General features: G+C 48.6%; 17 protein-coding genes. 9 read left to right on the forward strand and 8 right to left on the reverse strand.

Annotation, left to right across the window (positions count from 1 at the left end; genetic code table 11):
• Positions 1-19: 19 nt before the first annotated feature.
• The 3 genes from BUC30_RS14680 (at position 20) to BUC30_RS14690 (ending at position 3,002) form a co-directional block, all read left to right on the forward strand.
• Positions 20-2,341 carry a glycosyl hydrolase gene (locus tag BUC30_RS14680; RefSeq protein ID WP_073443052.1) on the forward strand — a complete coding sequence of 774 codons (2,322 nt, stop codon included), beginning with the start codon at positions 20-22 and terminating at the stop codon, positions 2,339-2,341.
• Positions 2,342-2,469: 128 nt separating this feature from the next.
• Positions 2,470-2,772: a BrnT family toxin gene (locus BUC30_RS14685; protein ID WP_348536648.1), complete on the forward strand. Its 303-nt coding sequence runs from the start codon at positions 2,470-2,472 to the stop codon at positions 2,770-2,772.
• A complete protein-coding gene (locus tag BUC30_RS14690) occupies positions 2,769-3,002 on the forward strand; it encodes a CopG family antitoxin (RefSeq protein ID WP_073443054.1) in 234 nt (77 codons plus the stop codon). Before BUC30_RS14685 ends, BUC30_RS14690 begins: the two co-directional genes overlap by 4 nt.
• Before the next feature lie 40 nt (positions 3,003-3,042).
• Here the strand turns inward: BUC30_RS14690 and BUC30_RS14695 are convergent, their stop codons facing one another.
• From BUC30_RS14695 to BUC30_RS14710, 4 genes are all read right to left on the reverse strand, one after another.
• Complete coding sequence (locus BUC30_RS14695) at positions 3,043-3,972, reverse strand: FRG domain-containing protein (RefSeq protein ID WP_170861552.1); 930 nt, start codon at positions 3,970-3,972, stop codon at positions 3,043-3,045.
• Between the two features lie 5 nt (positions 3,973-3,977).
• Complete coding sequence (locus BUC30_RS14700; RefSeq protein WP_073443058.1) at positions 3,978-4,313, reverse strand: hypothetical protein; 336 nt, start codon at positions 4,311-4,313, stop codon at positions 3,978-3,980.
• A gap of 129 nt (positions 4,314-4,442) precedes the next feature.
• Positions 4,443-7,373, reverse strand: a complete 2,931-nt coding sequence (locus tag BUC30_RS16385; RefSeq protein ID WP_073443060.1) for a fibrobacter succinogenes major paralogous domain-containing protein — start codon at positions 7,371-7,373, stop codon at positions 4,443-4,445.
• A gap of 39 nt (positions 7,374-7,412) precedes the next feature.
• A complete protein-coding gene (locus tag BUC30_RS14710; RefSeq protein ID WP_073443062.1) occupies positions 7,413-7,613 on the reverse strand; it encodes a hypothetical protein in 201 nt (66 codons plus the stop codon).
• Positions 7,614-8,093: 480 nt separating this feature from the next.
• Between BUC30_RS14710 and BUC30_RS14715 the strand changes: the two genes are divergently transcribed.
• From BUC30_RS14715 to BUC30_RS14740, 6 genes are all read left to right on the forward strand, one after another.
• A complete protein-coding gene (locus tag BUC30_RS14715; protein ID WP_073443064.1) occupies positions 8,094-9,980 on the forward strand; it encodes a T9SS type A sorting domain-containing protein in 1,887 nt (628 codons plus the stop codon).
• Between the two features lie 232 nt (positions 9,981-10,212).
• Positions 10,213-12,018, forward strand: coding sequence for a glycosyl hydrolase (locus BUC30_RS14720; RefSeq protein WP_073443066.1), 1,806 nt, complete (start codon positions 10,213-10,215; stop codon positions 12,016-12,018).
• A 103-nt stretch (positions 12,019-12,121) separates the two neighbouring features.
• The gene (locus tag BUC30_RS14725) at positions 12,122-14,002 is read left to right on the forward strand and encodes a glycosyl hydrolase (protein WP_073443068.1); all 1,881 of its coding nucleotides are present in this window, start codon (positions 12,122-12,124) and stop codon (positions 14,000-14,002) included.
• A gap of 65 nt (positions 14,003-14,067) precedes the next feature.
• Positions 14,068-16,488: a DUF3536 domain-containing protein gene (locus tag BUC30_RS14730; protein WP_073443070.1), complete on the forward strand. Its 2,421-nt coding sequence runs from the start codon at positions 14,068-14,070 to the stop codon at positions 16,486-16,488.
• Complete coding sequence (gene hpt, locus BUC30_RS14735; protein ID WP_244536679.1) at positions 16,464-17,009, forward strand: hypoxanthine phosphoribosyltransferase; 546 nt, start codon at positions 16,464-16,466, stop codon at positions 17,007-17,009. The genes BUC30_RS14730 and hpt overlap by 25 nt, the downstream gene beginning before the upstream one ends.
• Positions 17,006-17,533: a hypothetical protein gene (locus BUC30_RS14740; RefSeq protein WP_073443074.1), complete on the forward strand. Its 528-nt coding sequence runs from the start codon at positions 17,006-17,008 to the stop codon at positions 17,531-17,533. Before hpt ends, BUC30_RS14740 begins: the two co-directional genes overlap by 4 nt.
• Positions 17,534-17,537: 4 nt before the next feature.
• Here BUC30_RS14740 and queA read toward each other — a convergent pair whose 3' ends face one another.
• From queA to gltX, 4 genes are read right to left on the reverse strand one after another with little or no spacing between them, the layout of a single operon-like run.
• Entirely contained in the window at positions 17,538-18,584 is a 1,047-nt protein-coding gene (gene queA / locus BUC30_RS14745) for a tRNA preQ1(34) S-adenosylmethionine ribosyltransferase-isomerase QueA (protein ID WP_073443076.1), read from the reverse strand.
• A gap of 2 nt (positions 18,585-18,586) precedes the next feature.
• Positions 18,587-19,570 carry a helix-turn-helix transcriptional regulator gene (locus BUC30_RS14750; protein WP_073443078.1) on the reverse strand — a complete coding sequence of 328 codons (984 nt, stop codon included), beginning with the start codon at positions 19,568-19,570 and terminating at the stop codon, positions 18,587-18,589.
• 18 nt (positions 19,571-19,588) lie between these two features.
• Positions 19,589-20,836 carry a BON domain-containing protein gene (locus BUC30_RS14755; protein ID WP_073443080.1) on the reverse strand — a complete coding sequence of 416 codons (1,248 nt, stop codon included), beginning with the start codon at positions 20,834-20,836 and terminating at the stop codon, positions 19,589-19,591.
• Between the two features lie 13 nt (positions 20,837-20,849).
• Positions 20,850-22,310 (reverse strand): glutamate--tRNA ligase, encoded by a 1,461-nt coding sequence (gltX, locus tag BUC30_RS14760; protein ID WP_073443082.1) that lies wholly within the window; start codon positions 22,308-22,310, stop codon positions 20,850-20,852.
• Positions 22,311-22,501: the final 191 nt, after the last annotated feature.

The raw sequence follows: 22,501 nt of genomic DNA on the forward strand, positions 1-22,501 counted from the left end.
CGTATCTTAAGGAGAGAACATGGATTTTAAGAAAGTTTTCCTCGCATGTGGCCTTTCAGTCGCCTGCACCGCCTTCGCGGCCCCGTATGAAGCCGAAGACGCAACCATCACCAAAGACGCAGCCGTAGCCTCTAATACAGCCGCTTCCGGCGGTAAATATGTCAAGATGAACGGCGGCGACATCACTTTTTCCAAGGTGACGGTCGAAAAAGCAGGCAAATACACCATCGTTCTCCACTACATGAACAATTACGGTGGATCCAAGATTAACAACGTTGAAGTCGGCGGAGCCTCCTCTGCCGTGACGTTCGATGTGACCGAAAAAGGCAAATTCGCCGATATCGAAACGGTCATGAACCTCGCTGCCGGTGAGAACACAATCGCCATCACCAATAGCTGGGGCTGGATTGACCTCGACTACATCGAAGTCAAGGGTTACGAAGCTAAAGCGTTCAACCTCTGCAACGCCCCGGTGACAAAGACCGCCACCCCGTCTGCCATCAAGCTTTACAACTTCCTCGTCAACAACTTTGGCAAAAAGACCATTTCCGGCGTGATGACCGGTAACATGGACGCCTACACCAAGGGCGACGCTACCCAGCACGAAGACGTTCAGGCTGTATTCAAGGCCGGCGGCAAGTACCCGGCACTCGTCGGAGTCGACCTGATGAACGCCACCGGCGCAAGCAAAAACAACAGCTGGTTCCAGGAATACACCGAAAAGGCCATCGATATCGCCAAGAGCACTTGGAAGAAGGGCGGCATTCCGGCATTCACATGGCACTGGCGTCCAGGTGACGAAGAGAACTTCTATGTGAAAGGCGCAAACGACAATTACACCGAATTCGACTTCACCGAAGCTTTCGTGACCGGCACGACCAACTGGGATACCGTTTCGACCGCTTACAAGGCTCTCGTCGCTGACATCGATCTCGTTTCTAAGATTTTCCTTGACCTCCAGAAAGAAGGCGTTGCCGCCATCTTCCGTCCGCTCCATGAATCCGGTGGTAACTGGTTCTGGTGGAGCACCCACACAGGCAAGCAGTTCGCAGCCCTCTACCAGTTGCTCTACGAACGCATGGTCTTCACGAATGGCGTCAACAACCTCATTTGGGACTTCAATCCGAAGGACGCCGCTACGATGTCCTGGACTCCGGGCGAAACCTACTATGACGTGTTGAGCGTCGACATTTACAATGCAGCCAACGACCACCAGAGCAACAGCTCCGCATTCATTGACCTCACGAACAAGGCTGGCACCAACAAGATTATCTCCCTCAGCGAAAACGGCCCGATTCCTGACGTTGACAAGATGTACGAAGACGGTGCTACTTGGAGCTGGTGGATGCCGTGGTACGAATCCCCGAGCTGGAACGGCGGCTACGTGAGCCAGACCGCCGCAAGCGTATGGCAGAAGAACCTCGCCGACGAACGCATCATCACCCTCGACAAAATGCCGGGCTGGGACAACTATAGCGAAGCTGCCGCAGCAACAAACGTTTGCCCGACTTCTACACAGAATGCCAAGTTCGGAGCAGACACGGCCAAGGCCAATCCGGAAAATGTTGACCTCGTCATGGGCGTGACCTACAAGGCTATCAACGACAGCGGTGCAAACATCGAATTCAAGAAGGTTCCGAAACTGACCGGTGCAAAGAGCATCGCCGTCACAATCGAAAACAAGGGTTCCGGTGGCGAAATGAACGGCATCTGGATCGGCATGGCATTTGTCCGCGATGGTTCCGCCGATAAGGCATGGACCTGGGAACAGTCTCCGTCTGACGGCTGCTGGCTCAATGACGGCGCCAAGGCCACTTGCGAATTCGCTATCGAGACTTATACCGACAACGCAGGCGTTGAACACCCGATGGATCTCGACAACCTCTTCTCCGTCACCTTTATCTTGGCAGGTGCAAACGGATTCGAAGGCACTGTCCTCTTTGACAACATGGTCACGGATAACGGAATCATCATCAACGGATTCAACAAGAAGACTGAACTCTTTACCGCCGCAGACCAGAGCAAGGGTCACATCGCAAGTATCGAGCTCTTTAACAAGGACGGCACGCCGGTAACTCCTTCCGCACTTAAGCCGATTGCCGCCGCAAAGAAGGCTGGCATGAGCGTCAAGAACGGCAACCTCTCGCTCACCGCAAACGTTTCCGGTTTCGCAAGCATCGACGTGTTCAACATGATCGGCAAGCGCATCGCTACACTCCACCGCGGAAACCTCAGCGCAGGCAGCCACACGTTCAGCCTCCAGAACCTCAACAAGGGTCAGTACATCATCCGCGTCAAGGGCGCCGGACTCAATGCCACCCAGAAGGTTCTCATCAAGTAGACTATAACACAAAAAGCCAAATACCTAAAGGCGGCCGTGAATACGGCTGCCTTTTCTTATTTTTGAATATTCAAAATCCATTACCACCACCTCGACAAGCTATTGACTTTTATAGCTATTGTATATATATTATATATATGATATTCGAATGGGATGAAAACAAGGCTAAAATCAATTTTGCCAAGCACAAGGTAACTTTTGAAGAAGCCCAAACTGTATTCTACGACGAAGAAGCTCTTTTAATAGCAGACGAAAAACACTCAGATGAAGAGGATCGTTTTATATTATTGGGCGAATCAACATCTATGAGAACGCTCTTGGTTTGCTACTGTGAACGCGGAGACGAAAACGACGAAGTCATTCGCATCATCTCATCTCGAAAGGCTAACAAAAAGGAATCTGAACAATACTGGAAAAGGAGGTCCCTATGAAAAAGAACTACGATTTCAGCAATGCGGTTAAAAATCCATACGCAAAAAAACTCAAAAAGACGATTTGCATCAATATCAGCGAATCGGTTATCGCTTATTTCAAGACTCTTTCCGAGAAGACTGACATACCTTATCAAGTACTAATCAATATGTTCCTTGCTCAAGCGAAAGCCGAAAAAATGGAACCCAAATTCATCCCAAAATCTCCTCGAAAAAAGCAAGTCGCCTAAAAGCATAAACGCCACCATTTAGGTGGCGTATTTTTTCAATTTAAGATTGATAGTATTCTTCGGGAGACTTGTCGTAGAATCTAGCGAAGAAATCCGATACGCCATCCCAATCAGGGTATATCGTATCAATAGTCCGACCAAGCAAATTCAATTCTTCACGCAACCGCAACTTTGCACTTTGTGGAATGCATATTTTAGTCATCCGAATTTCAGGACCTTTGTTAGACTCCAATGTTGCGATTTTATGCTTGTCGCCATTGATTCCAAAAAGAAGGAACGCTCCCTGCTGCGAACGTATACGGGGATTGTCTAACAAAGGATGAACGCAGAAAATGGACTCCATATTATCTTTTTTTATCCAGCCACTAAAATAGGGTTTTTCAGCTCTGATTTCGTGAATCAGGTGTTTAATCGAATCATTTTCATTAAATTTTTCGCGAGCCCATTCGTCATCAGAATAAGGCATATCTTTTACAGACAAAGCGTCGTTTTCATAATGATAAACCGCAATATTCGAAATAACACTTACAACATCAGAATGGTAATTTCGAATACTGTCCTTCGGAACTTCATATACTAAAACAACAGCATCACAATTGTCACTTCGCTTTGACTTAGGATCATTATAAAGTGCAAAAAACAATCCAATCAATGGGTCTAACGTAACATCCAAAAGCCTCGTAGGAATAAAGTAATGCTGCATCAAGACCAATTTTTCAAAGGTCGATTTGCAACCAGCAAACTCGTGACTTAGCCTACGTTCGCATTCACGAAACAAATCCGATTCTTTGTTACCTTCTAGCCAAGTTCCACGAGCAATTCCAGGTTGTCCAGCCGTTTTGCCATAATCCTGCGGTTCGCCACGGAAATACAACCTAGACTTATCTATCGAGCCACAATTTACCATGTTTGCGGACAAATCTTTTAAGCATTCAAGGTATTCTGCAATAGAATGAATTATGTATTGCATAGGCATTAGGGATTTTTGATGGAGGTTATTGTAAAGGGTGAATCACCTTCAACCGTCAATTTCAAAGGTTTTTTGTTTATCATTGCTGTTGCAAAAATGGTTTTCTCAATTTCATTTTTAGGATCTACAACAAATTCCGTCTTTTCGTCCATAAACTCAGACGACTTTGGCGAGTCTCCTTCAAGAACAAGCCACTTTATTTTTTCATCTTTAGTGTAGGCATATTTACCAGCGCCATTGAGAAGTACTTTACCACCATTCTTCACTTCTGCAATGGTAGCAACGATTGTGTATTGATTTTTCACAGAGTTTTCCGTATCAACATTAGATTTTCTAGCCATAAATCAGCTCCTTTTTAAGATTAATTAATATGTTGTTTGTTTTTTCTCCTAAATCACCAACCCGTTTAGAGAAGGGCCGTGCCACAACGTGGCTAGGCCCGTTGCCTATCTCTATTAGCGATTGATAAACTAGTCCTTAAGACAGCGAACCGAGTAGACATAATTTTTTACAATATAAGAACCAACAGCACCACTTTGAAAGCCTGCCAAATTGGAGTTGCTATTCAAAGAAGAATAGTAGGGGGAACCATCTCTCTCAAAGCCCCAAAAACGCGTTTCTTGACCAGCATTGCTGAACCCCCTACCAGCATTACCACTATAACCAACAGGCAACGCACAAAAACCCAAGGCATCAGCACCGTTGCGACCGTTCCAACCCGTCTGAGACTTCAGTTTTTTTCCAGCATCTACACCACCACCAATATAAATTACAATCAATTCTTTCCATTCATCACCTGTCGGCAGATGCCAGCCCGGAGGGCAAACACCCTGAATTTTTTCCGGTAGCTGGCATTCTTCTACGCCGTAACCACAAGCCACGCCTTCGCCATCATCATACAACATAACAGAGTCTATCGCTGCGGTCCAAGTATAAAGACGCCCAGCAACAAAGCAATTTTCCTCTTTATTGTCATAACACCAACTTTTTCCTTTCAGACTAGGGGTTTTAACGCTGTCTGCATAGTTCAAGTTCTCCGCCATCCACACTTGATTGCCAATTTTCACCGTTTTATAGACTTTATTGTCACGACTATCTGTCATTGAGCCGTAAGTAATTTCCGGATTAACACGGAGTTCCTTCGACACGCCCCAACTCCAATCCTTCAAGTTTATCCAACCATCTGCTGTACAGTAATACCTATTCGTATCAATCACCACACCATCAATAATCTTACCAACCTCAGTTGCTGTACAACTTTTACCATAGGTGTTATATTCAACTTCCGTGGCAATAATCCAGTAACACTCTTTATTATAGTAACTAGTATCATAAATACTACATTTATAGTAAGTATCATCGAAGGGACTCCTGCCGACTTCACCATTGCGGTTTCTCGTGCAACCATTTAACTCCAATACGGAATCTCTATAGCTTATTACTGAAAGCCATTCATCATAATATTCGTCATACTTGTAAACAGCATCAGTGCTATCTCCCCTACGCAGCTCGCCATCCTTGCCTTTGCTCCAGCCCTGCGTATCTACAGTGGTGCGGTCGGTCATTTCCCATTTGCGATTTTTGCAGATATACCAAATGCTGTTTACCCTGCCCGTATTTTTACTAAAGTCTTTTTCGCGAGTTTCTGTGCAGACTCCCAAAACACTTTCTTCACTGGTTGCTTTACGCCAGTCCATCTTAACGGTATCTTTAAAGTCATTACCAAACCATGCGCTGTAAAATACCGAATCGCACACATAGAACATATCATCGAAGGGACTCTTGCTAACTTCATATATGCGGTTGACCGTGCAGCCGTTCAACTTGAGCATCGTATCATTTTTTGTTGCTGTAAGCCACTTTTTCTCGTCTTCGTCATACTTGTAAATTGCACTAGTGCTGTCGCCTTTACGCAACTCGCCGTCATCGCCCGGACCCCAAGCTTGTGTATCAACTGTCGTGCTGTCGGTCCCTTTCCACTCGCGGTTTTTGCAAATGTACCAAGCTCCATAAGCTTTGCCCGTATTCTTGCTAAAATCTTTTTCACGAGCTTCCGTGCAGCCTCCTAAGACGACCTCCGCACCTATTGCATAACGCCATTTCTTGAGTTTGCCATCGTAATCGTATTTTTGCTTGGTTATGTCTCCAACTTTGATTTCACCGTCTTTACCCGCTGCCCACTGGTAGGTGTCCTTCTCTAAGTCGGAAGCATGTTTCCATGTGCCTTCCTTGCAGATAAAGCGAACTTTCGTACCGTAGGTATTACTAAATTCGGTATCGTAGGTATTGCTGAGTTTGTTCTTTGTTGCGACAACCTTGCCTTCATTCTTAGAATCGCATTTTCCCAAACCATAAACATCCGTCCAGAAATTGCGTACATATTTTTCAAAAACGGGAACTGCTCCCAGATTCCATTTTTCGATACTTTGGCGAATGTTCGAGAAACCATTATAGTCTCTGTAATAATCATCTGCTTCGTACCGCGAGTACGCAGCAGCCCTGTCGGCTATTGTGGCCTTGGTATTTTCGTCATCCCAGGAACCGTCTTTGGCGATGTCTGTAGCGAACTTCGTCAGTCGTTCAGTAAGCTCCGCTTCGCTTAATTCTTTATAATCGCTATACTCGTCTACTGTGCCGCCGAGCATCAGCACACTAAATGCGAGCAAAGCAGCATTGCCATCGCCTTTGCCAAAGATGTCCAAGTCTTCGGAATTCGCGAACTCGCCTTTGATGCCGAACGCATTCAGAATTTCTGCTTCTGCCTGTTTCTTGGCTGCAGTGAAATTGATTCCAGATTCAATCAAATGCAACACGCGCTCGTATTCTAGATGCGTAAGCAAGTTGATGTTCACATTCTTGCGGTCGCTCAAGTCTGTCAATGCGTTCAAGGTGATCGTTCCTTTAGACTTCTCGCCCGTAACTTCGTTACGGAAATAGCCTGTTGCCTCAAGCGAAGCGTACTGGCTCGCAAGGCTCACACTAGAAACGCTGAATTTTCCATCATCGCTTGAAATTTTTCCAGAAAAGCTCTTGCCCGTTTGAGCGAATTTTTTGCCGTCCAGCTCGTAAAGCTTGATTGTTGAACCGGTGACAAACGGCCCCTTCTGCGACACGCCGCTAATGGATTTGTTCTTGACCGCAACGACCTTGGGCTGAACGTAAGCGGAACTATCTTGTTCGTATTTGAAGCTGCTGCTAGAGGTTTCCTTGCCACTAGATGATGAGCTTGCTTTGCTTACACTGCTGGAAGAAACCTTGCCGCTAGACGACGACTTCGCCTTGTCGCTGCTTGATGAAGACTGAGTTTTCTTGCTACTAGAAGATGACGCCTTGCCGCTACTGCTAGATTTTTTATCGACATTCTCATCGGAATCGGGAGTCCAGTCGCCGTCTTCGCACACATAGGCTACCTTTTCGTCCTTTACATAAGCTGTGGAGCCTTAGCGCTTGTTGGAGCAGACAGGCAAGTCATCGAAAGTTTTAACAACCAAATCGGTGTCTGAAATAGACTCGCTAGTCTGTTCAGGAGCACTAGAACCGCTGTCATCACCGCAAGCGATAAACATACCCAAAGTTGCAATGGTTACCGCAAGCTTGATTGCTTTATTGAATTTTATCCCATTTCTCCTGTAGACCGCCATGACAGACTCCTTGATGAAACTTACCAACCGAACTTAGTGAACTTTGCTAGATTTCGTAACACTTCAATTCCCGAACTATTACGAAATGTGACCAAAAAATAGAGATTTCGTAATACTTCAATTTCTGAACTATTACGAAAAGTCACTAAAAATACGAGATTTCGTAAAGGTTCAAGCTTGGACGAGCTGAGTCCGGGAGGACAATACTCTCACACGAAACACATTCAATGTGCATTCCGTCACTTTTTGCCCCGAACAGCCAAAATAAAACGTTTATTTATCTTACATTTCCGTGAAAATATTGCACTTTATCACAGTGCGTCTTGACTTCATTTTTTACAAATCTATTTTTCAATATAGTTGTTTGGATGTCTGGAGTGTGGACATTTTTGACGGTTTTGTCAACACCCCTGCGATTCTAAAATAGCTTATTTTAACTTTTTTATTTAGTTTCAGCAAAAACATATCAAGGGATACCCAATGATCAACTTCAAGACTTTGCTCGTAACATCGCTCCTCGGAACGGCCGCATTTGCAGCCCCGGGTCTCACGGTAAGCGGAACCGATTTGCAATACAACGGCAAGAAGATTTTCTTCTCGGGTACAAACCTCGCCTGGAGTGACTACAACTCTGACGTAGGAGCCTCCCCGCTTGACGAAAATGCTTGGCGCAAGGCAGTGGAAGGCACGCGAGCCGCAGGCGGTAACGCTATTCGTTGGTGGCTCTTTAACAACATGAGCCAAAGCCCGACAATTGACGAAACAACGCACTTGGTCACGGGTCCGAAGGAAAACACCATCGCGAACATGAAGAAGGCATTGGACATCGCTGAAGAATACGGTGTGATGGTTTCGATGTGCCTTTTCAGCCACAACTTGATGGAACCGAACCAGTGGGGACTTTACAACGAAAAGCTCGACATTACCGCTAACGAATTGCTTTTCGAAGATGCTGGCACCAAAGCATTTATAGACAACGTTCTTATTCCGGTCGTGAAAGCCATTGGCAACCACAAAGCGCTCATGACTTGGGAAGTCTTTAACGAACCCGAGGGCATGACAAGCGAATGCAGCGGCTGGACCGCCAAGAAGATGGCCCTTGCCAAAATCCAGAAGTTCACGAACAAGGTCGCCGCAGCCATCCATGCTCAGGATCCGGAACTCCTCGTTTCTACCGGCAGCGTGAATATCAAATACCAGAAGTACTGGAATGACGCCACCCTTATCGAAGCAGGTGGCGAAGCCAAGGGTACACTCGACTTTTTCCAGACGCACTATTACCCGTACTGGCAAGACAATTCCGTAAGCCCGTTCGTAAATACAGCAGCCCAGATGGCTACCAAGTATAGCTACGACAGCAAGCCGATGATTATTGGTGAATTCCCGGCAAGCGGTTGGGCTGGCGATACTTACAGATCCAATTTCGCCGCAAAGACAGAAATTACAACGGAAGAATGCTACCGCAAGGCTTTTGACGGCGGTTACGCAGGCGCTCTCGCCTGGCAGTACATCGGCGACAAGACCGAAGCGAATTTCGGTGGTTACAGCTACACGATTGACCCGGCTCTCGAAGCCATGAAGAAGCTCGCCGCAACGGAAGAAGCCTCCATCAAGATCAAGGATGTGGACATTTCCGGCTCCACGGGCGGAAACGGCATGATGGCTGTGACCTACGGAGCAGACAACGGTCAAGTGGAATACCAGAACAAGGGCGGTTGGGACCTCTCCGGAGCAACGACGTTCACTTGGACCGCCAAGAACAACGGCAAGACCGACGCAGACATCTACTTGATTTTCAAGCTCACGGATTCCTGGACATGGACCGAAACGGACGGCAGCTGCAAGGTTCCGGCAGGCGAAAAGGTCACATGCTCTATCGATATCTCTAGCTTTGCCGACCGCAACAAGACACTCAGCATCACGTTTGCGAACTACGCCGCAGGCTACACCGGCACGGTGATTTACGACGACATCAAGGCCGGCGATTTGACGCTCTTTGACTTCAATACCGACAAGTACGACGCCTTCAAGCGCGGTTACGAGAACACCGAAGAAATGATTCCAGAAATCAAAATCGTTTTCGATGAAAACTACGTTTATGGCAAATCCACAACTTTGACAAAGAGCAAGATTGTCACTTCGAAGTTCACCATCAACGGCGACAAGATTATGCTCAACACAAAGGCTAAGGGCCAAGTCAGCGTCGACGTATTCGGCATGAACGGAAGAATCGTTGCCACACTCTTTAACGGAATGCTTGGCGCAGGCAATTACGTGTTCAGCCTCGCTGATATGCCGAAGGGTCAGTACATCATCCGCATGAAGGGTGCTGGAATCACCACGACACAGCCGGTGGTTTTGAAGTAAAAAGTTAAAAAGAAGATTCCCGGTCAAAGCCGGGAATGACAAAGCAAAAGAGTTCCGCGAAAAGTGGGACTTTTTCTTTAAATGTAACTGGATCCTTCGCTTCGCTCAGGATGACGAATTGCGTTGCTCAGGATGACGTGGGGCATGACAATGCTGTTTTTTGGACGAAAGCAGTGACGAAAATCCTTTGAATTTTGGGCGCAAGAATATAGATTTAGGGGTGGAGATATGGATGTTTATGAAACACTTTAACTACACAAATTTTATCGCTACGGCAACTGTCGCAGCACTCGCAGGCACCGCATTTGCTGCCACCCCCATCCGTTTAGAAGCCGAAGACGCCGTCCTCGCCGATGACCACAAAGTCGTCGTGATTACAGATGCCAAAGCTTCGGGCGGAAAATCCGTCGATATGAAAGACGGCAATTTGGAGTTCAAAGTGACAGTCCCCGCAACGGGCTATTACACACTTTGGGCCACATACCAAATCCCCTCAACATCGACCAACAAAATCCAGAACTTGACCGTCAATGGAGTTTCTGCAGGTCAGATTTCTTTTGGAATCTCTGACGAATTCACGACCATCAAAGGTGCGGGCAAAATCAAACTCACCGCAGGCGAAAACAAGATAGGTATCGTCCACAGCTGGGGTTACGTCAATCTCGATTACATCGAACTCACAGAATACGAAGCTAGCCCGTGGAACATTTCACCGACTCCGGTCACACCTGAACCGACCGAAAGCGCACAGAAACTCTACAACTTCTTGCTCAACAATTTCGGCAAGCACGTGATTAGCGGCGTCATGACGGAACGCCCGTTCGAAAACAACGGCCAGTACACCCCGCAAAACTACGAAACGCAAACCGAACTCAGCTACATCAACCAAGCAAGCGGCAAGAACGTGGTCCTCGTCGGTTTTGACTTTTTGCATGCCTCGGGCAAGAATTCTGACCAGCAATGGTATCAGGGATACACGCACGCTTCGCTTGAAATGGCAAAGACGGTCTGGAAAGCAGGTGGCATTCCGCAATTCAACTGGCATTGGAAAGACCCGATGCACGAAGTCGAAGCGTTCTACACGCAGTCGAGCGGAAACGACCCCTACACCGAATTCAGCATCAACAAGGCTTACGATGAAGCCACCGGTAAGTGGAAAACCGATAGCGATGCGTACAAGGCAATGGTCCGCGATATGGAAATGATTGCCGACTCGCTTTTGACTTTGCAAAAAGAAGGCGTCGCCGTTCTTTGGCGCCCGCTCCACGAAGCTAGCGGCAAGTGGTTCTGGTGGGGTACCGATGGCGCCAAGTCATGCGTTGCTTTGTACAAGCTCATGTTCGATATTTTCGTGAACCAGAAAGGTTTGCACAACTTGATTTGGGTGTGGACCACCGATGAAGCGAGCGACGCCCTCGACTGGTATCCGGGCGATGAATACGTGGACGTTGTGGGCCGAGACTACTATTACTACCCACGTGAATCCAACCACTCCAGCCTCATCGGCAGCTTTGAGACGGTCAAGGAAATTTTCGGCGGCAAAAAGATTGTCGCGCTCAGCGAAAATGGTTCTGTGCCCTACCCTGACGAGATGAAGGCCGATGGCGCCAACTGGAGCTGGTTCATGCCGTGGTATGGCGACTACGCAATGGAAGGCTGGGCAAACGATAACAATGCCGAAAGCTGGAAAATCGTGATGAACAACGAATATACCTTGACGCTCGAAGATATGCCGGGATGGGACAAGTACGAAATCGTCACGCCACCGCCAACAGAAATCAAGAATTCGTTACATTCGCAGAACATTGCCGCAAGTTTGTCTGTTATCGGCAAGAATTTGCAAGTGAGCATTCCGAGCGTTGCTGCAAACGCCAACGCAAGAGTTGCAATTTTCGACATGCAGGGCAATCAGGTAATGAGCCGCACTATCAATGGTGCAAATGCTAGCATCAACTTGAATGGAATTGCGGTTGGGCAGTACCTCGTGAAAGTGCAAGGCAATGGATTTAACCAGAACGGAAGAATTCTGGTAAAATAATTGAGAATACCGATCCCGGAACAGAGTCCGGGATGACAATGCAAAAAACAACGTTCCCGGCATAAAGCTGGGATGACAATACAAAAAATATTGGAGTGTAGATATGGGATGTAAAACAATCGCGGGCGCTTGCTCCGCAATGGCTTTTGTCACCGCAGTCGCGGCAACATCAGCTTTAGCCGCACCGACAACTTACGAAGCCGAAGATTTGGCTGGCGCAACTGTTGTCGAAGATGCTGATTATTCGGGCGGAAAATACGCAAAGACAGCAGACCCTAGCGGCATCACATTCACCGTCAAGGTCGAAGAAACCGCCGTCTACGACATTACCACCAAGGTTCTGATCAAGCAATACGACTGGACCACCTCTAAAATCGCGGTCAACGGTGTCGATGTAGGTTCCATGCTCACGACTCCGCGTAATTGCGATTCGAGCTACGTGGTTTCGGCATCCGCCAAAATGAAGGCCGGCGAAAACAAGATTACCGTGGGTAACCAGGCTCTCGGCGTGGACTACATTACCGTCGAACGCCACCCCGACGCGGTATTCAAGATTAGCGAATTGCCGGTAACACCGAACGCGACGGAATCGGCCCGCAAGGTCTACACCTTCCTCCGCGAAAATTTCGGCAAGAAGACCGTTAGCGGCATGATGATCAGCGACCAGAATTTCAACTACGATTACGGCAACATGCGGCTCATTCCGCCTGGCGGCTGCACGCCCGCGGATTCCTGCAAGTTCAGCGACGAGGAAGTCTCGTGGAAGGGCCAGACCGACATCGCCGAATTCTACAAGCGTAGCGGGCACTACCCCGCCATTGGCGGCTTCGACATGCTGTTTGCGGCAGGCGGTCACCACGAAGAAGGCTGGTTCAAGGGCTACACCGAAAACAACCTGGTGATGACCGAGCAGCTGTGGGAAATGGGCGGCATTCCGACTTATACCTGGCACTGGAAGGTCGGGGAAGACACCGTGTTCTACACGCAGGGCACTCCCGCAGGCTTTAACAACCCCGGCTGCACCGAAGACGTCATGGGAACAAGTGAAACCAACACCTGCTTCAACTACACCAAGGCCTTCAAGGGCGACAAGTGCCAGGACATCGACGAGACCTCGCAGGAATACAAGGACATCGTCGCCGACGTGGATATCGTTTCGGGCTACTTCAAGCAACTGCAGGAAAAGGGAATCGCCGTCGTGTGGCGCCCCCTGCACGAGGCCAGCGGTGGCTGGTTCTGGTGGGGCGTCGGCAGCGGCGATTGCTACAAACAACTTTACCGACTCGTCTTTGACCGCATGGTAAAAACAAACGGCCTCAAGAATTTGCTTTGGGTTTGGAACATCAATACCGACCCGCAATTTGGTTACGATTACTCCGCACTCAATGCTAGCTGGTATCCGGGCGATGAATACGTGGACATCGTTGCTGTTGACATTTACGACCCGCTCAACGACCACAATTCCGGTGCAAACTACTACAACAAAATCGTGAGCGATGTGGGCACGAACAAGATGATTGCATTGAGCGAAAACGGCGCCATTCCGGACATCGACAGCATTGCCGAAGACAAGGCCAATTGGAGCTATTGGATGACGTGGAGCCAGACCTGGAGTGGAAACTTCTTGGAAAAGACTACCACAGAAATGTGGAAGAGGAATCTCGATGACAAGCGCATCATCGCTCTTGATGACATGCCAGGTTGGGACAAAATTTCTGTCCGCAATCCCATAGCAAAACGCATTACAACAAACAAAGTAAATATTACCATAAATGGCAAGTCGCTTTCGCTTTCCACGAATCAAAACGGCAATGCCACCGTCACTGTTTTTGACCTGACCGGACACCGAGTTGCTACACTTTTGCAAGGTCAAATTTCGGCAGGAACGCATAGCTTAAGCATCCAATCGCTCGCCGCCGGCAACTACATTGTCAAGGCTAGTGTCGGACATCACAATACTATGCAGGTTTTGCGCTTAAAATAGTGTGCGTTACAACATGTATTTTAAAAAAAAGGTTCACTTTTGAACCTTTTTTCTATTTTTAAACCATGACCGAAAAGAACCCCCTTTACTTTACTATTCACGGACATTTTTATCAGCCCCCTCGCGAAAATCCTTGGACTGGTGTTATCGAGAACCAGCCAAGCGCACGTCCGTTCCACGACTGGAACGAACGCATTGCAAGCGAGTGCTATAGCCCGAACTCCGCAAGCCGTATTTTAAATTCTAAAGGCAAAATTGTCGATATCGTAAACAATTACGATTTCATGAGCTTCAACATCGGCCCGACTCTCATGGGCTGGATCCGCACCAATACGCCCGACACCTACAAGCGCATTCAAGACGCCGACAAGCGCAGCCAGGAACGCATGAACGGGCACGGCAATGCGATTGCACAAGTTTACAACCACATCATCATGCCTCTTGCAAGCACGCAAGACAAGCGTACGCAAATCCGCTGGGGCATTGAAGATTTCAAGTTCCATTTCGGTCGCATGCCCGAAGCCATGTGGCTTGCCGAAACAGCCATCAACTTTGAAACTGTTGTCGAGCTCATCAAGGCAGGCATCAAGTACACAATTCTTTCGCCCACGCAGGCTGACAAGTTCCGCAAGTTTGGCGACAAGAAGTGGACCGATTGCAGCAACACGAATATCGATACCACGCGCCCGTACCGCATTTACCCGCGCGACAAGGAAGGCAACCTCGTCTGTGACGGTTACCTCGACGTGTTCTTCTACAACCCATGGCTTTCGAGTGCCGTCGGCTTTGAACATTTGCTCCGCGATGCCGGAACATTCGGCCACCGCATTGAAAGCGCCTGGGACGCAAACCGCAGCGATCCGCAGCTCGTAAGCATCGGCACTGACGGTGAATCTTACGGCCACCATGAACCGTTTGGCGACATGTGCGCCGCATGGCTCTACAACAAGTTCGCCCCGCAGAACAACATGGTTCCGGTGAACTACGGCTGGTTCCTCGAAAAGTTCCCGCCCAAGCACGAAGTCGAACTCAAGAATTTCTACGGCGAAGGCTGTGCCTGGAGCTGCGCTCACGGCGTAGGCCGCTGGTACAGAGACTGCGGTTGCTCCACCGGTGGTGGCGCCAACTGGAACCAGAAATGGAGAGGCCCGCTCCGCGATGCATTCAACCATCTCAAGGAAGTCGCCGACAACATCTTCGTTCGCGAATTCGAAAAAATTTCGAAGATTGATCCGTGGGAAGCACGCAACAACTACATCCAGGTGATTGTCGCCCCTGAAGACGAATCCCGCAAGGAACAGTACCTCAAGGACACACTCAAGGATTACGAAAAACCGGAAGACCGCGCCAAGGCCATCCGACTCCTCGAAATCCAGAAGTTCTGCCTGTTCAGCTTCACGAGCTGCGGCTGGTTCTTCAACGATATCGAAGGTCTGGAACCGGTGCAGAACATGCGTTACGCCCTCCGTGCCATGCAACTCTTGAAGCCGTTCCTCCCGATGGGCGACAATCTCAAGAGCGAAATTCTGTACATTCTCGCTCGCGCCACGAGTAACGAACACAAGTGGAACGGCGCCGAAGTCTTCACGAAGTACGCCGAAGAAAACGTCCCGTCCGTCATCAAGCAGATGGCAGAACGCGCTGCGATTTACCACCTCGAACTCGAAGAAGACTACCTCAACAAGGATTCCCGCATCACCGCCACAAAGATTGCATCCCGCCGTCGCCAGACGCTCGTGCGCACATCTTACGAGGACAACGATCTCGGCGAATCTTGCGTGACCACGAACTTGGTCGTCACAGACCAGCTCAGCCGTGTGAACATCATTGTGGCAATGGGCGAAGAAAAGGAAAGCGGTCTCACGTTTGTTGAAAATACGAACATGACGACGGAACAGCTCCACGAGCTCTATCCGACAGCATACGTTGTCCGCATGAGCAATCTCGCGAGCGATTCTCTGAAGCGCATCAACCAGCTTTCCACGCAGATGCACCTCGAGAACATCACAAAGTCGTTCTCCGGCTTTGCGCTGAACCATGGCATTTCCATCGACAGCCTTGCCGACCCGGACCATACCTTGCCGGACACAATGAGAAAGATCCTCACGGTGGAAATCAACGCACGCATTCACCATGCAGCATTGCAGTTGCTGAACGAGCACAACAAGGCGAACATCGAAGAAATTCACGAGCTCATCACCGAAGCAACAGCGCTCAACACGCACTTTAGCTTTGGCGGGCTTGGCCACATGTTCTTCCACAAGCTCACGCTCCTCATCGATGAAGTTTCCAAGAAGTTCAACGAAGAAACGCTCAACTACATCACCGACCTCATCACGGTCGCCGATTGGCTGAAGATTTTCATCAACAAGACTTCTCTTGAAAACCACGTCTTTGGCATCTACAAGCAATACAAGGCAGAACCTGACGGAAAGTTTGCGGCCCTCAAGCCGATGTTCCAATGGCTGAACTTCGAGGTGGTTTAATGTACAAGCTGCCGAGCGCCCCACTCATTACAGCGCAAGAGATAAATGCGCGCGTAGACTCACTCGCCTCTGAACTGAAGGCGTTTGATTTCGACGTGATTTTATCTGCACTTACCGGCAGCTACATGTTTACCGCCGACTTGTCTCGCCGTATCGCGACTCCGAAATTGCGCATTGCATTTATCAAGGCGTCAAGCTACGGCGAATCCGACAAGCCAAACGCAAACGTCCATATTTCGGGCCTTGAAGGTCTCGACATCAAGGGCAAACGCGTTTTGCTGATTGATGACATTCTAGACACTGGCAACACGATGTATTCCCTCGTGAAAGCCCTCGCGGACTACACCCCCGCATCCATCACGACTTGCGTACTGTTGAACAAGGAATCAAGACGAACGGTGAATTACCATGCCGACTTCGTTGGTTTTGAAATTGAAGATAAATTTGTGGTAGGTTACGGTCTCGACTATGCAAATACGTACCGCACCTATCCAGAAGTATGGGCACTTGAAGAAGCATGATTGAAAACAACAATAACGTAAACAACAGCGATAACGATGATTTGAACGAAGTCAAGAAACACGCGACCATGACGTTTGCCGCTCTGGAACGCAGTTTCAACAGAATGGCTTACCGCAGAAGAAACACCATTCGCATCATCGTATGCCTGCTGTTCTTTTTCTTAGGCTACCAGGCCAACAACTGGTTTAGCAGCAAGATTCCGACCGAAAAAATCATTGAAAAAATTGCAGCACAGCCGGACCTTCCGAACAAGTGCAAATTCCGTTATGACCGTTCCATGGAATACGCCATCATGCACGAATGCGTATTCTCTCACGACACGCCGACAGACGATGTGAAGCTAATCCAGCGCATCAACTATTGCTCTTGCGCCTTGGAACGCGTACAAAAAAAGAAGCCCTTCCAGAAGATGTTTGAAAACAACCTGGAGGACTTCACATTTAAGATTCGCGAAGAAATCCTTTGCAAGGACGAAAAGATTCCGCAAGCGCTCGAAATGGAATCCGAAACGCCTGCAAAATAATTCCTTACAATATCAGCATTCCGTCGCCGTAGCTGAACAATTTAAGCTTGTTCTCTACGGCCATTTTGTATGCATCAAGAGTGTTTTCGCGACCATAGAATGCGGACACGAGCAAGATAAGAGAGCTCTTTGGCCAATGGAAATTGGTTAAAAGACCGTCCACAATCTTGTACTTGTATCCCGGATAGAAGAACGCATAGGTCACGCCCTTTTGCGGTTTCAAGAATCCGTTGGCATCGGCAATAGTCTCAACCACTCGCGTACTTGTAGTACCGACTGTTACAATGCGGCCGCCTTCGCGCTTCGCCTTGTTGATGATGTCGGCATTTTCCTTGGTGAGTTCGTAATGCTCGCCGTGCATCTTATGCTGCGTGAAATCTTCGACAGAGATGTTCTGGAACGTTCCCGGGCCCACATGGAGCGTGACTTCAGCAACGTACACGCCCTTCGCCTTCAAGTCTTCGAGCATTTGTTCGCTAAAGTGGAGGCTTGCGGTCGGTGCGGCCACAGCGCCAGCATACTTTGCGAAAATCGTCTGGTATGCCTTCTTGTCGTCTTCGTCATCGGGGCGGTCTATGTAGGGCGGCAGCGGAACGTGCCCTTCCTTGTTCATGACCTCTTCCATCTCGGCAGGAGTCTTCTCAAAACGGAGAACGCGGTTTCCGTCTTCTTCATGAACTTCTTCCACGAACGTGCGCACGCCAGCGAGCTTGAGTTCACGCCCGACCTGGAAAGCCTTTCCCGGATGCACCTTAGCTTCAAAGCGCGCCTCGCCCGCTTCGGACGGATTTAACGCCTGCACCAAGAGAACTTCGACCTGACCGCCAAATTGCGTTTCGCCATACAAGCGAGCAGGAATCACTTTGGTATTGTTTACCACGAGGCAATCGCCTGGGCGGAACAGGTCGACAATTTCAGGAGCCTTCATGATGCGGCGTTCGCCGCCATTTTTGGGGCAGTACAGAATATGAGTTTTGCCCTTGCCCGCTGTACGGGAGGCAATTAATTCTTTCGGGAATTCAAAGTTGTAATCAGAAAGACGGTAATCCATTACTACGCCTTCATGTCCTTCAATGTATTTTTCAATTTTTCAATCATTTCTGTGCGCAGAGATTCCGGCTTCAGAATTTTCACATCCGGCAACACGCCAAACAGCCATGTTTTAAAGTCCGGAGTCAAGCGGAGCTTCAGCGTCACAATCATATTGCCGTCTTTATCTTCGGTGATTTCGGCAGCCGGAGAGAAACGGGACTTATTAAACTGAGTCTTAAGCCAGCCCGTCTTGATAAGGAGTGTCACCGTTTGCGGGTCTTCCTTGGAAACATACTTTCCAAAAGCATACTTGTAGTGTTCATAAACGCAGAACGGTTCGCGAAGTGTCATGGCGCAGTTATTCGTCTGGACCACACTCATGATATTTTCGACAAGATAATTTTTAAAGATATGCGTTTCGGCATACGTTTCATCGGCAGCAATCAGATAAAGCGTATCAATACGCATCACAAGCTTAATCGGGCAAACTTCAATGGTTTTCTTTTCCGTTTCTTCGTTTGTACTTCTGTACACAATGCGAATCTTGAAGCCTTCGCGAATTGCAGACAAAAGCTTCGAGACCATCGTATCTTGAGCCTTATGGTCGCAGAACGGGCCATAATCCATAATGTAGTTCGGATCAAGCGTAATCGCTTCAGCCTTGAATCCATCCGGGTCCGTTGTCTGCATGGACGAAATAACGCTATCGATGAGCTTACGGTTTTTCAAGTCCAAAGGCGTTGTATCGTTCATCGTCTTTTTCAACTTTTCAAGTTGCTTGACGATTTTCTGGTTAAAGTCCACCTTCTGCTCGGTTTGAATAACGTAAAAAGTTTCGCCATCCTTTTTGAACTTATGGAGACCACAATTTTCCTGTTCTAGTGCATTTAAATGGCGGAAAATAGTTCTCGGTCCGCAATCCATCGCCTGTGCAAGCATCGACACCGTCATCGGCACACGAAGCTTACATTTAATCTTATTTATCTTTTCATATCCTGTAGCCATTTTTCACTCCTCTTTTTCCTAAGTTTTTAAAATTCTTAGACGGTTACCCACCGCTACCGACCGCGCAAAACCAGCAACAGCCAATAGCGCAAACTCTCTCTGAGCAATATTGCCCACACGCCCCTCGACCAAGAAACGCTTGCCCACGTACGTAACATGAACAAACGAATTTTTCAAGAAGCGGTATGACGCAAGCTTATCCATAATTTTCTGGCAAAGGTCCTTTTTACCGAGATTCTTTTTTAGAATCGCAGTCCCATGCATATTCAATGAGACTATGCCAGGAATACATTCAATACGAGACCTCAGTTCATCGGGATAAACTTCATCTTCGTAATAGAACGTCACCTTTGCAGCGCCAGATTTTACCTTGACACTATACTTGAAAATCGGATGAGCAATATCATCCAAAACATCCCAAATTTGTCGTTCCAAGTCCTCGTCGGAAACCTTGGAATTCTTGCGGACGCGAACCATGTTCACACAACCGCGCAGTCCCGCAATTTCACCAATTTTGGTCTGTATTTTTCGCTTTGTCGCAAGGCTTTCTACAAAGCCACGCAAATAGACAATACCCTGCCCCGCTTCAACGGAAACCTCTTCACTAAGCCCATCCGACAAAAGTTCCAGGTGCTTACGCACAACAGAAACAACTTCTTGATTCGGCGGATTTTCCGCATAACGCGGATAGCTCATAAAGACGATTAGACCGTCATCCATTTTCACCACAAGCTTGTCCTTGGTTTCGTCTTTGACGACTCCAATGGCAATACCAAACTGCTTGCGGATGACATGGTAGACATGGTCCCCCAGCAACGTGTTCACACACTGGGCAGGCAATAACCGATAACCTTCGGGCGACGCCTCATGGTCTATCGGAATTTTTGGTCCCTCGTACTTTGCATCCTCAGGTCCTTTTTTATAGACGACAACTTCCTTATCCCTAGTCTGGAAAAAACTCTTGACGACACAAGGGCGTGCAGCCCCGTCAAAATAAAGCCAATCGCCCGGGAAAATTCGATTGTGTCCGTAGACCTTTGCATACTCGGATTGCGGATCATCCTTATGGCAAAACGCAAATTCTTGCGAGAATGCCACATGATATGTTCCGCAGTGAGTACAAACACAAAGCAACGGGATACCGCGTTCCATTCCCCCATACGTCGTGTACTCGTCCATGGCGCAGACGTCATGGCGAACTGCCTGCTGGCATTGCCGGCAGTACAGTTGCTGCGAGTACAATCTGTAAGGGAAATACTGACGCATTTTTTAATCGAGCTTATTTCATCAGCGGAAGCGCCACGTCGATGCGGCGGAGCACTTCTTCCTTACCGATAATTTCGAACATTTCCCAGAGACCCGGACCAGCAGTCACGCCGGACACGGCAAGGCGCGGAGCGCCCACCAGCTCACCGACCTTGTGACCGCAGCGTTCGGCGAGGTCGTAGAAGCCCTTCTCAATCACCGGAGTCTTGAAGTCTTCGATGGAGGCGAGCATGTTGCGCACAAGCGTTGCGATTTCCTTGGAGCCTTCGCCGAAATGCTTCTTCGCACCCTTCTCGTCGTATTCCGTTGGTGCGACAAAGAAGTACTTTGCCATCGTTGCGAGATCCTGCACAAAATGCGCACGCGGCTTGAGCTGTTTCACGATTTCGAGCAAGCGTTCGTTCGGTTCGGCACTCGTATCAACACCCATAGCCTTGAGGCCATCAACCATGATGTTCTTGAGGAATTCGTCATCGCACATGTGGATGTGCTGGCCGTTCATCCACTGGAGCTTCTTTTCGTCGAAGCTTGCGGACTTCGGGTTGATGCGTTCGAGCGTGAAGCAATCAATCATTTCCTTGACGCTCATCACTTCGCGGTCGTCACCCGGATTCCAGCCGAGGAGCGCGAGGTAGTTCACGAGCGTTTCCGGCAAATAGCCGAGGTCGCGGAAGTCACCGACAGAAGCGGCACCCTTGCGCTTGGAAAGCTTACCGCCGTTCTTGTCGAGAATCACCGGCAGATGGCACCAAACAGGCGGCTGCCAGCCAAAGGCCTTGTACAAGAGTTCGTGCTTCGGCGTGGAGCTAATCCATTCATCACCGCGGAGCACATGCGTCGTGCCCATGTAGTGGTCATCGACAACGCTTGCGAAGTGGTACGTCGGATAGCCGTCGCGCTTGATGAGCACGAGGTCATCCAGAAGTTCGTTCTGGTAGCTGATGTGGCCACGGATCATGTCATCGAATTCCGTGACGCCCGTTTCCGGGACCTTAAAGCGGATGACAGCCTTTTCGCCAGCGGCAATGCGGGCCTCGGCTTCTTCGCGGCTGATGTTACGGCAGTGGCGGTCATAACCAGTGACCGGCACGTGAGACATTTCCTGTTCAGCGCGGACTTCCTGCAAACGCTCTTCCGTGCAGAAGCAGTAGTAAGCGCAACCGGCATCCAAGAGCTTCTTGATTTCGCGATGGTAGATGTCCAGGCGTTCGCTCTGGAAGTACGGACCGCAGTCACCTTCGCAACCTGGACCTTCATCCCACTGGAGACCAAGCCACTTGAGGTCGCGCATCAAGTCGTGGAGAGCCGTTTCGTTATAGCGCTTACGGTCAGTATCTTCGATGCGCAGGTAGAACGTGCCACCCATGTGTTTCGCAAAGAAGTAGTTGTAGATTGCCGTACGTGCGCCACCGACATGCAAATAACCCGTGGGGCTCGGAGCAAAGCGTACACGGACAGGACTTTTTTCAGTCATAGATTCCTCTTTAAATCCATATTTTCTTTTATGACAAAAAATAGCAAATTGAGTCGTATAAAATTAAATTGAATCTTTGCAATTAAGCTCCATATTGGATGGCTTAACTGTTCGCGGGCCCAATTTACTTCCAAAAATACTACGGCGATATTACAAAGTTACTTTTCTAGAAGTTCTTTTTTATCAAGAAA

Source organism: Fibrobacter sp. UWB7, from assembly GCF_900142945.1.
In the GTDB taxonomy this organism is placed as follows: Bacteria; Fibrobacterota; Fibrobacteria; order Fibrobacterales; family Fibrobacteraceae; genus Fibrobacter.

What these genes read in the sequence shown, in the direction of transcription:
- BUC30_RS14680 (WP_073443052.1), top strand. Translation starts at nt 20, where the DNA reads ATGGATTTTAAGAAAGTTTTCCTCGCATGTGGCCTTTCAGTCGCCTGC.
- BUC30_RS14690 (WP_073443054.1), top strand. Translation starts at nt 2,769, where the DNA reads ATGAAAAAGAACTACGATTTCAGCAATGCGGTTAAAAATCCATACGCA.
- BUC30_RS14695 (WP_170861552.1), bottom strand. Translation starts at nt 3,972, where the DNA reads ATGCAATACATAATTCATTCTATTGCAGAATACCTTGAATGCTTAAAA.
- BUC30_RS14700 (WP_073443058.1), bottom strand. Translation starts at nt 4,313, where the DNA reads ATGGCTAGAAAATCTAATGTTGATACGGAAAACTCTGTGAAAAATCAA.
- BUC30_RS14710 (WP_073443062.1), bottom strand. Translation starts at nt 7,613, where the DNA reads ATGGCGGTCTACAGGAGAAATGGGATAAAATTCAATAAAGCAATCAAG.
- BUC30_RS14715 (WP_073443064.1), top strand. Translation starts at nt 8,094, where the DNA reads ATGATCAACTTCAAGACTTTGCTCGTAACATCGCTCCTCGGAACGGCC.
- BUC30_RS14720 (WP_073443066.1), top strand. Translation starts at nt 10,213, where the DNA reads ATGTTTATGAAACACTTTAACTACACAAATTTTATCGCTACGGCAACT.
- BUC30_RS14725 (WP_073443068.1), top strand. Translation starts at nt 12,122, where the DNA reads ATGGGATGTAAAACAATCGCGGGCGCTTGCTCCGCAATGGCTTTTGTC.
- BUC30_RS14730 (WP_073443070.1), top strand. Translation starts at nt 14,068, where the DNA reads ATGACCGAAAAGAACCCCCTTTACTTTACTATTCACGGACATTTTTAT.
- hpt (WP_244536679.1), top strand. Translation starts at nt 16,464, where the DNA reads ATGGCTGAACTTCGAGGTGGTTTAATGTACAAGCTGCCGAGCGCCCCA.
- BUC30_RS14740 (WP_073443074.1), top strand. Translation starts at nt 17,006, where the DNA reads ATGATTGAAAACAACAATAACGTAAACAACAGCGATAACGATGATTTG.
- queA (WP_073443076.1), bottom strand. Translation starts at nt 18,584, where the DNA reads ATGGATTACCGTCTTTCTGATTACAACTTTGAATTCCCGAAAGAATTA.
- BUC30_RS14750 (WP_073443078.1), bottom strand. Translation starts at nt 19,570, where the DNA reads ATGGCTACAGGATATGAAAAGATAAATAAGATTAAATGTAAGCTTCGT.
- BUC30_RS14755 (WP_073443080.1), bottom strand. Translation starts at nt 20,836, where the DNA reads ATGCGTCAGTATTTCCCTTACAGATTGTACTCGCAGCAACTGTACTGC.
- gltX (WP_073443082.1), bottom strand. Translation starts at nt 22,310, where the DNA reads ATGACTGAAAAAAGTCCTGTCCGTGTACGCTTTGCTCCGAGCCCCACG.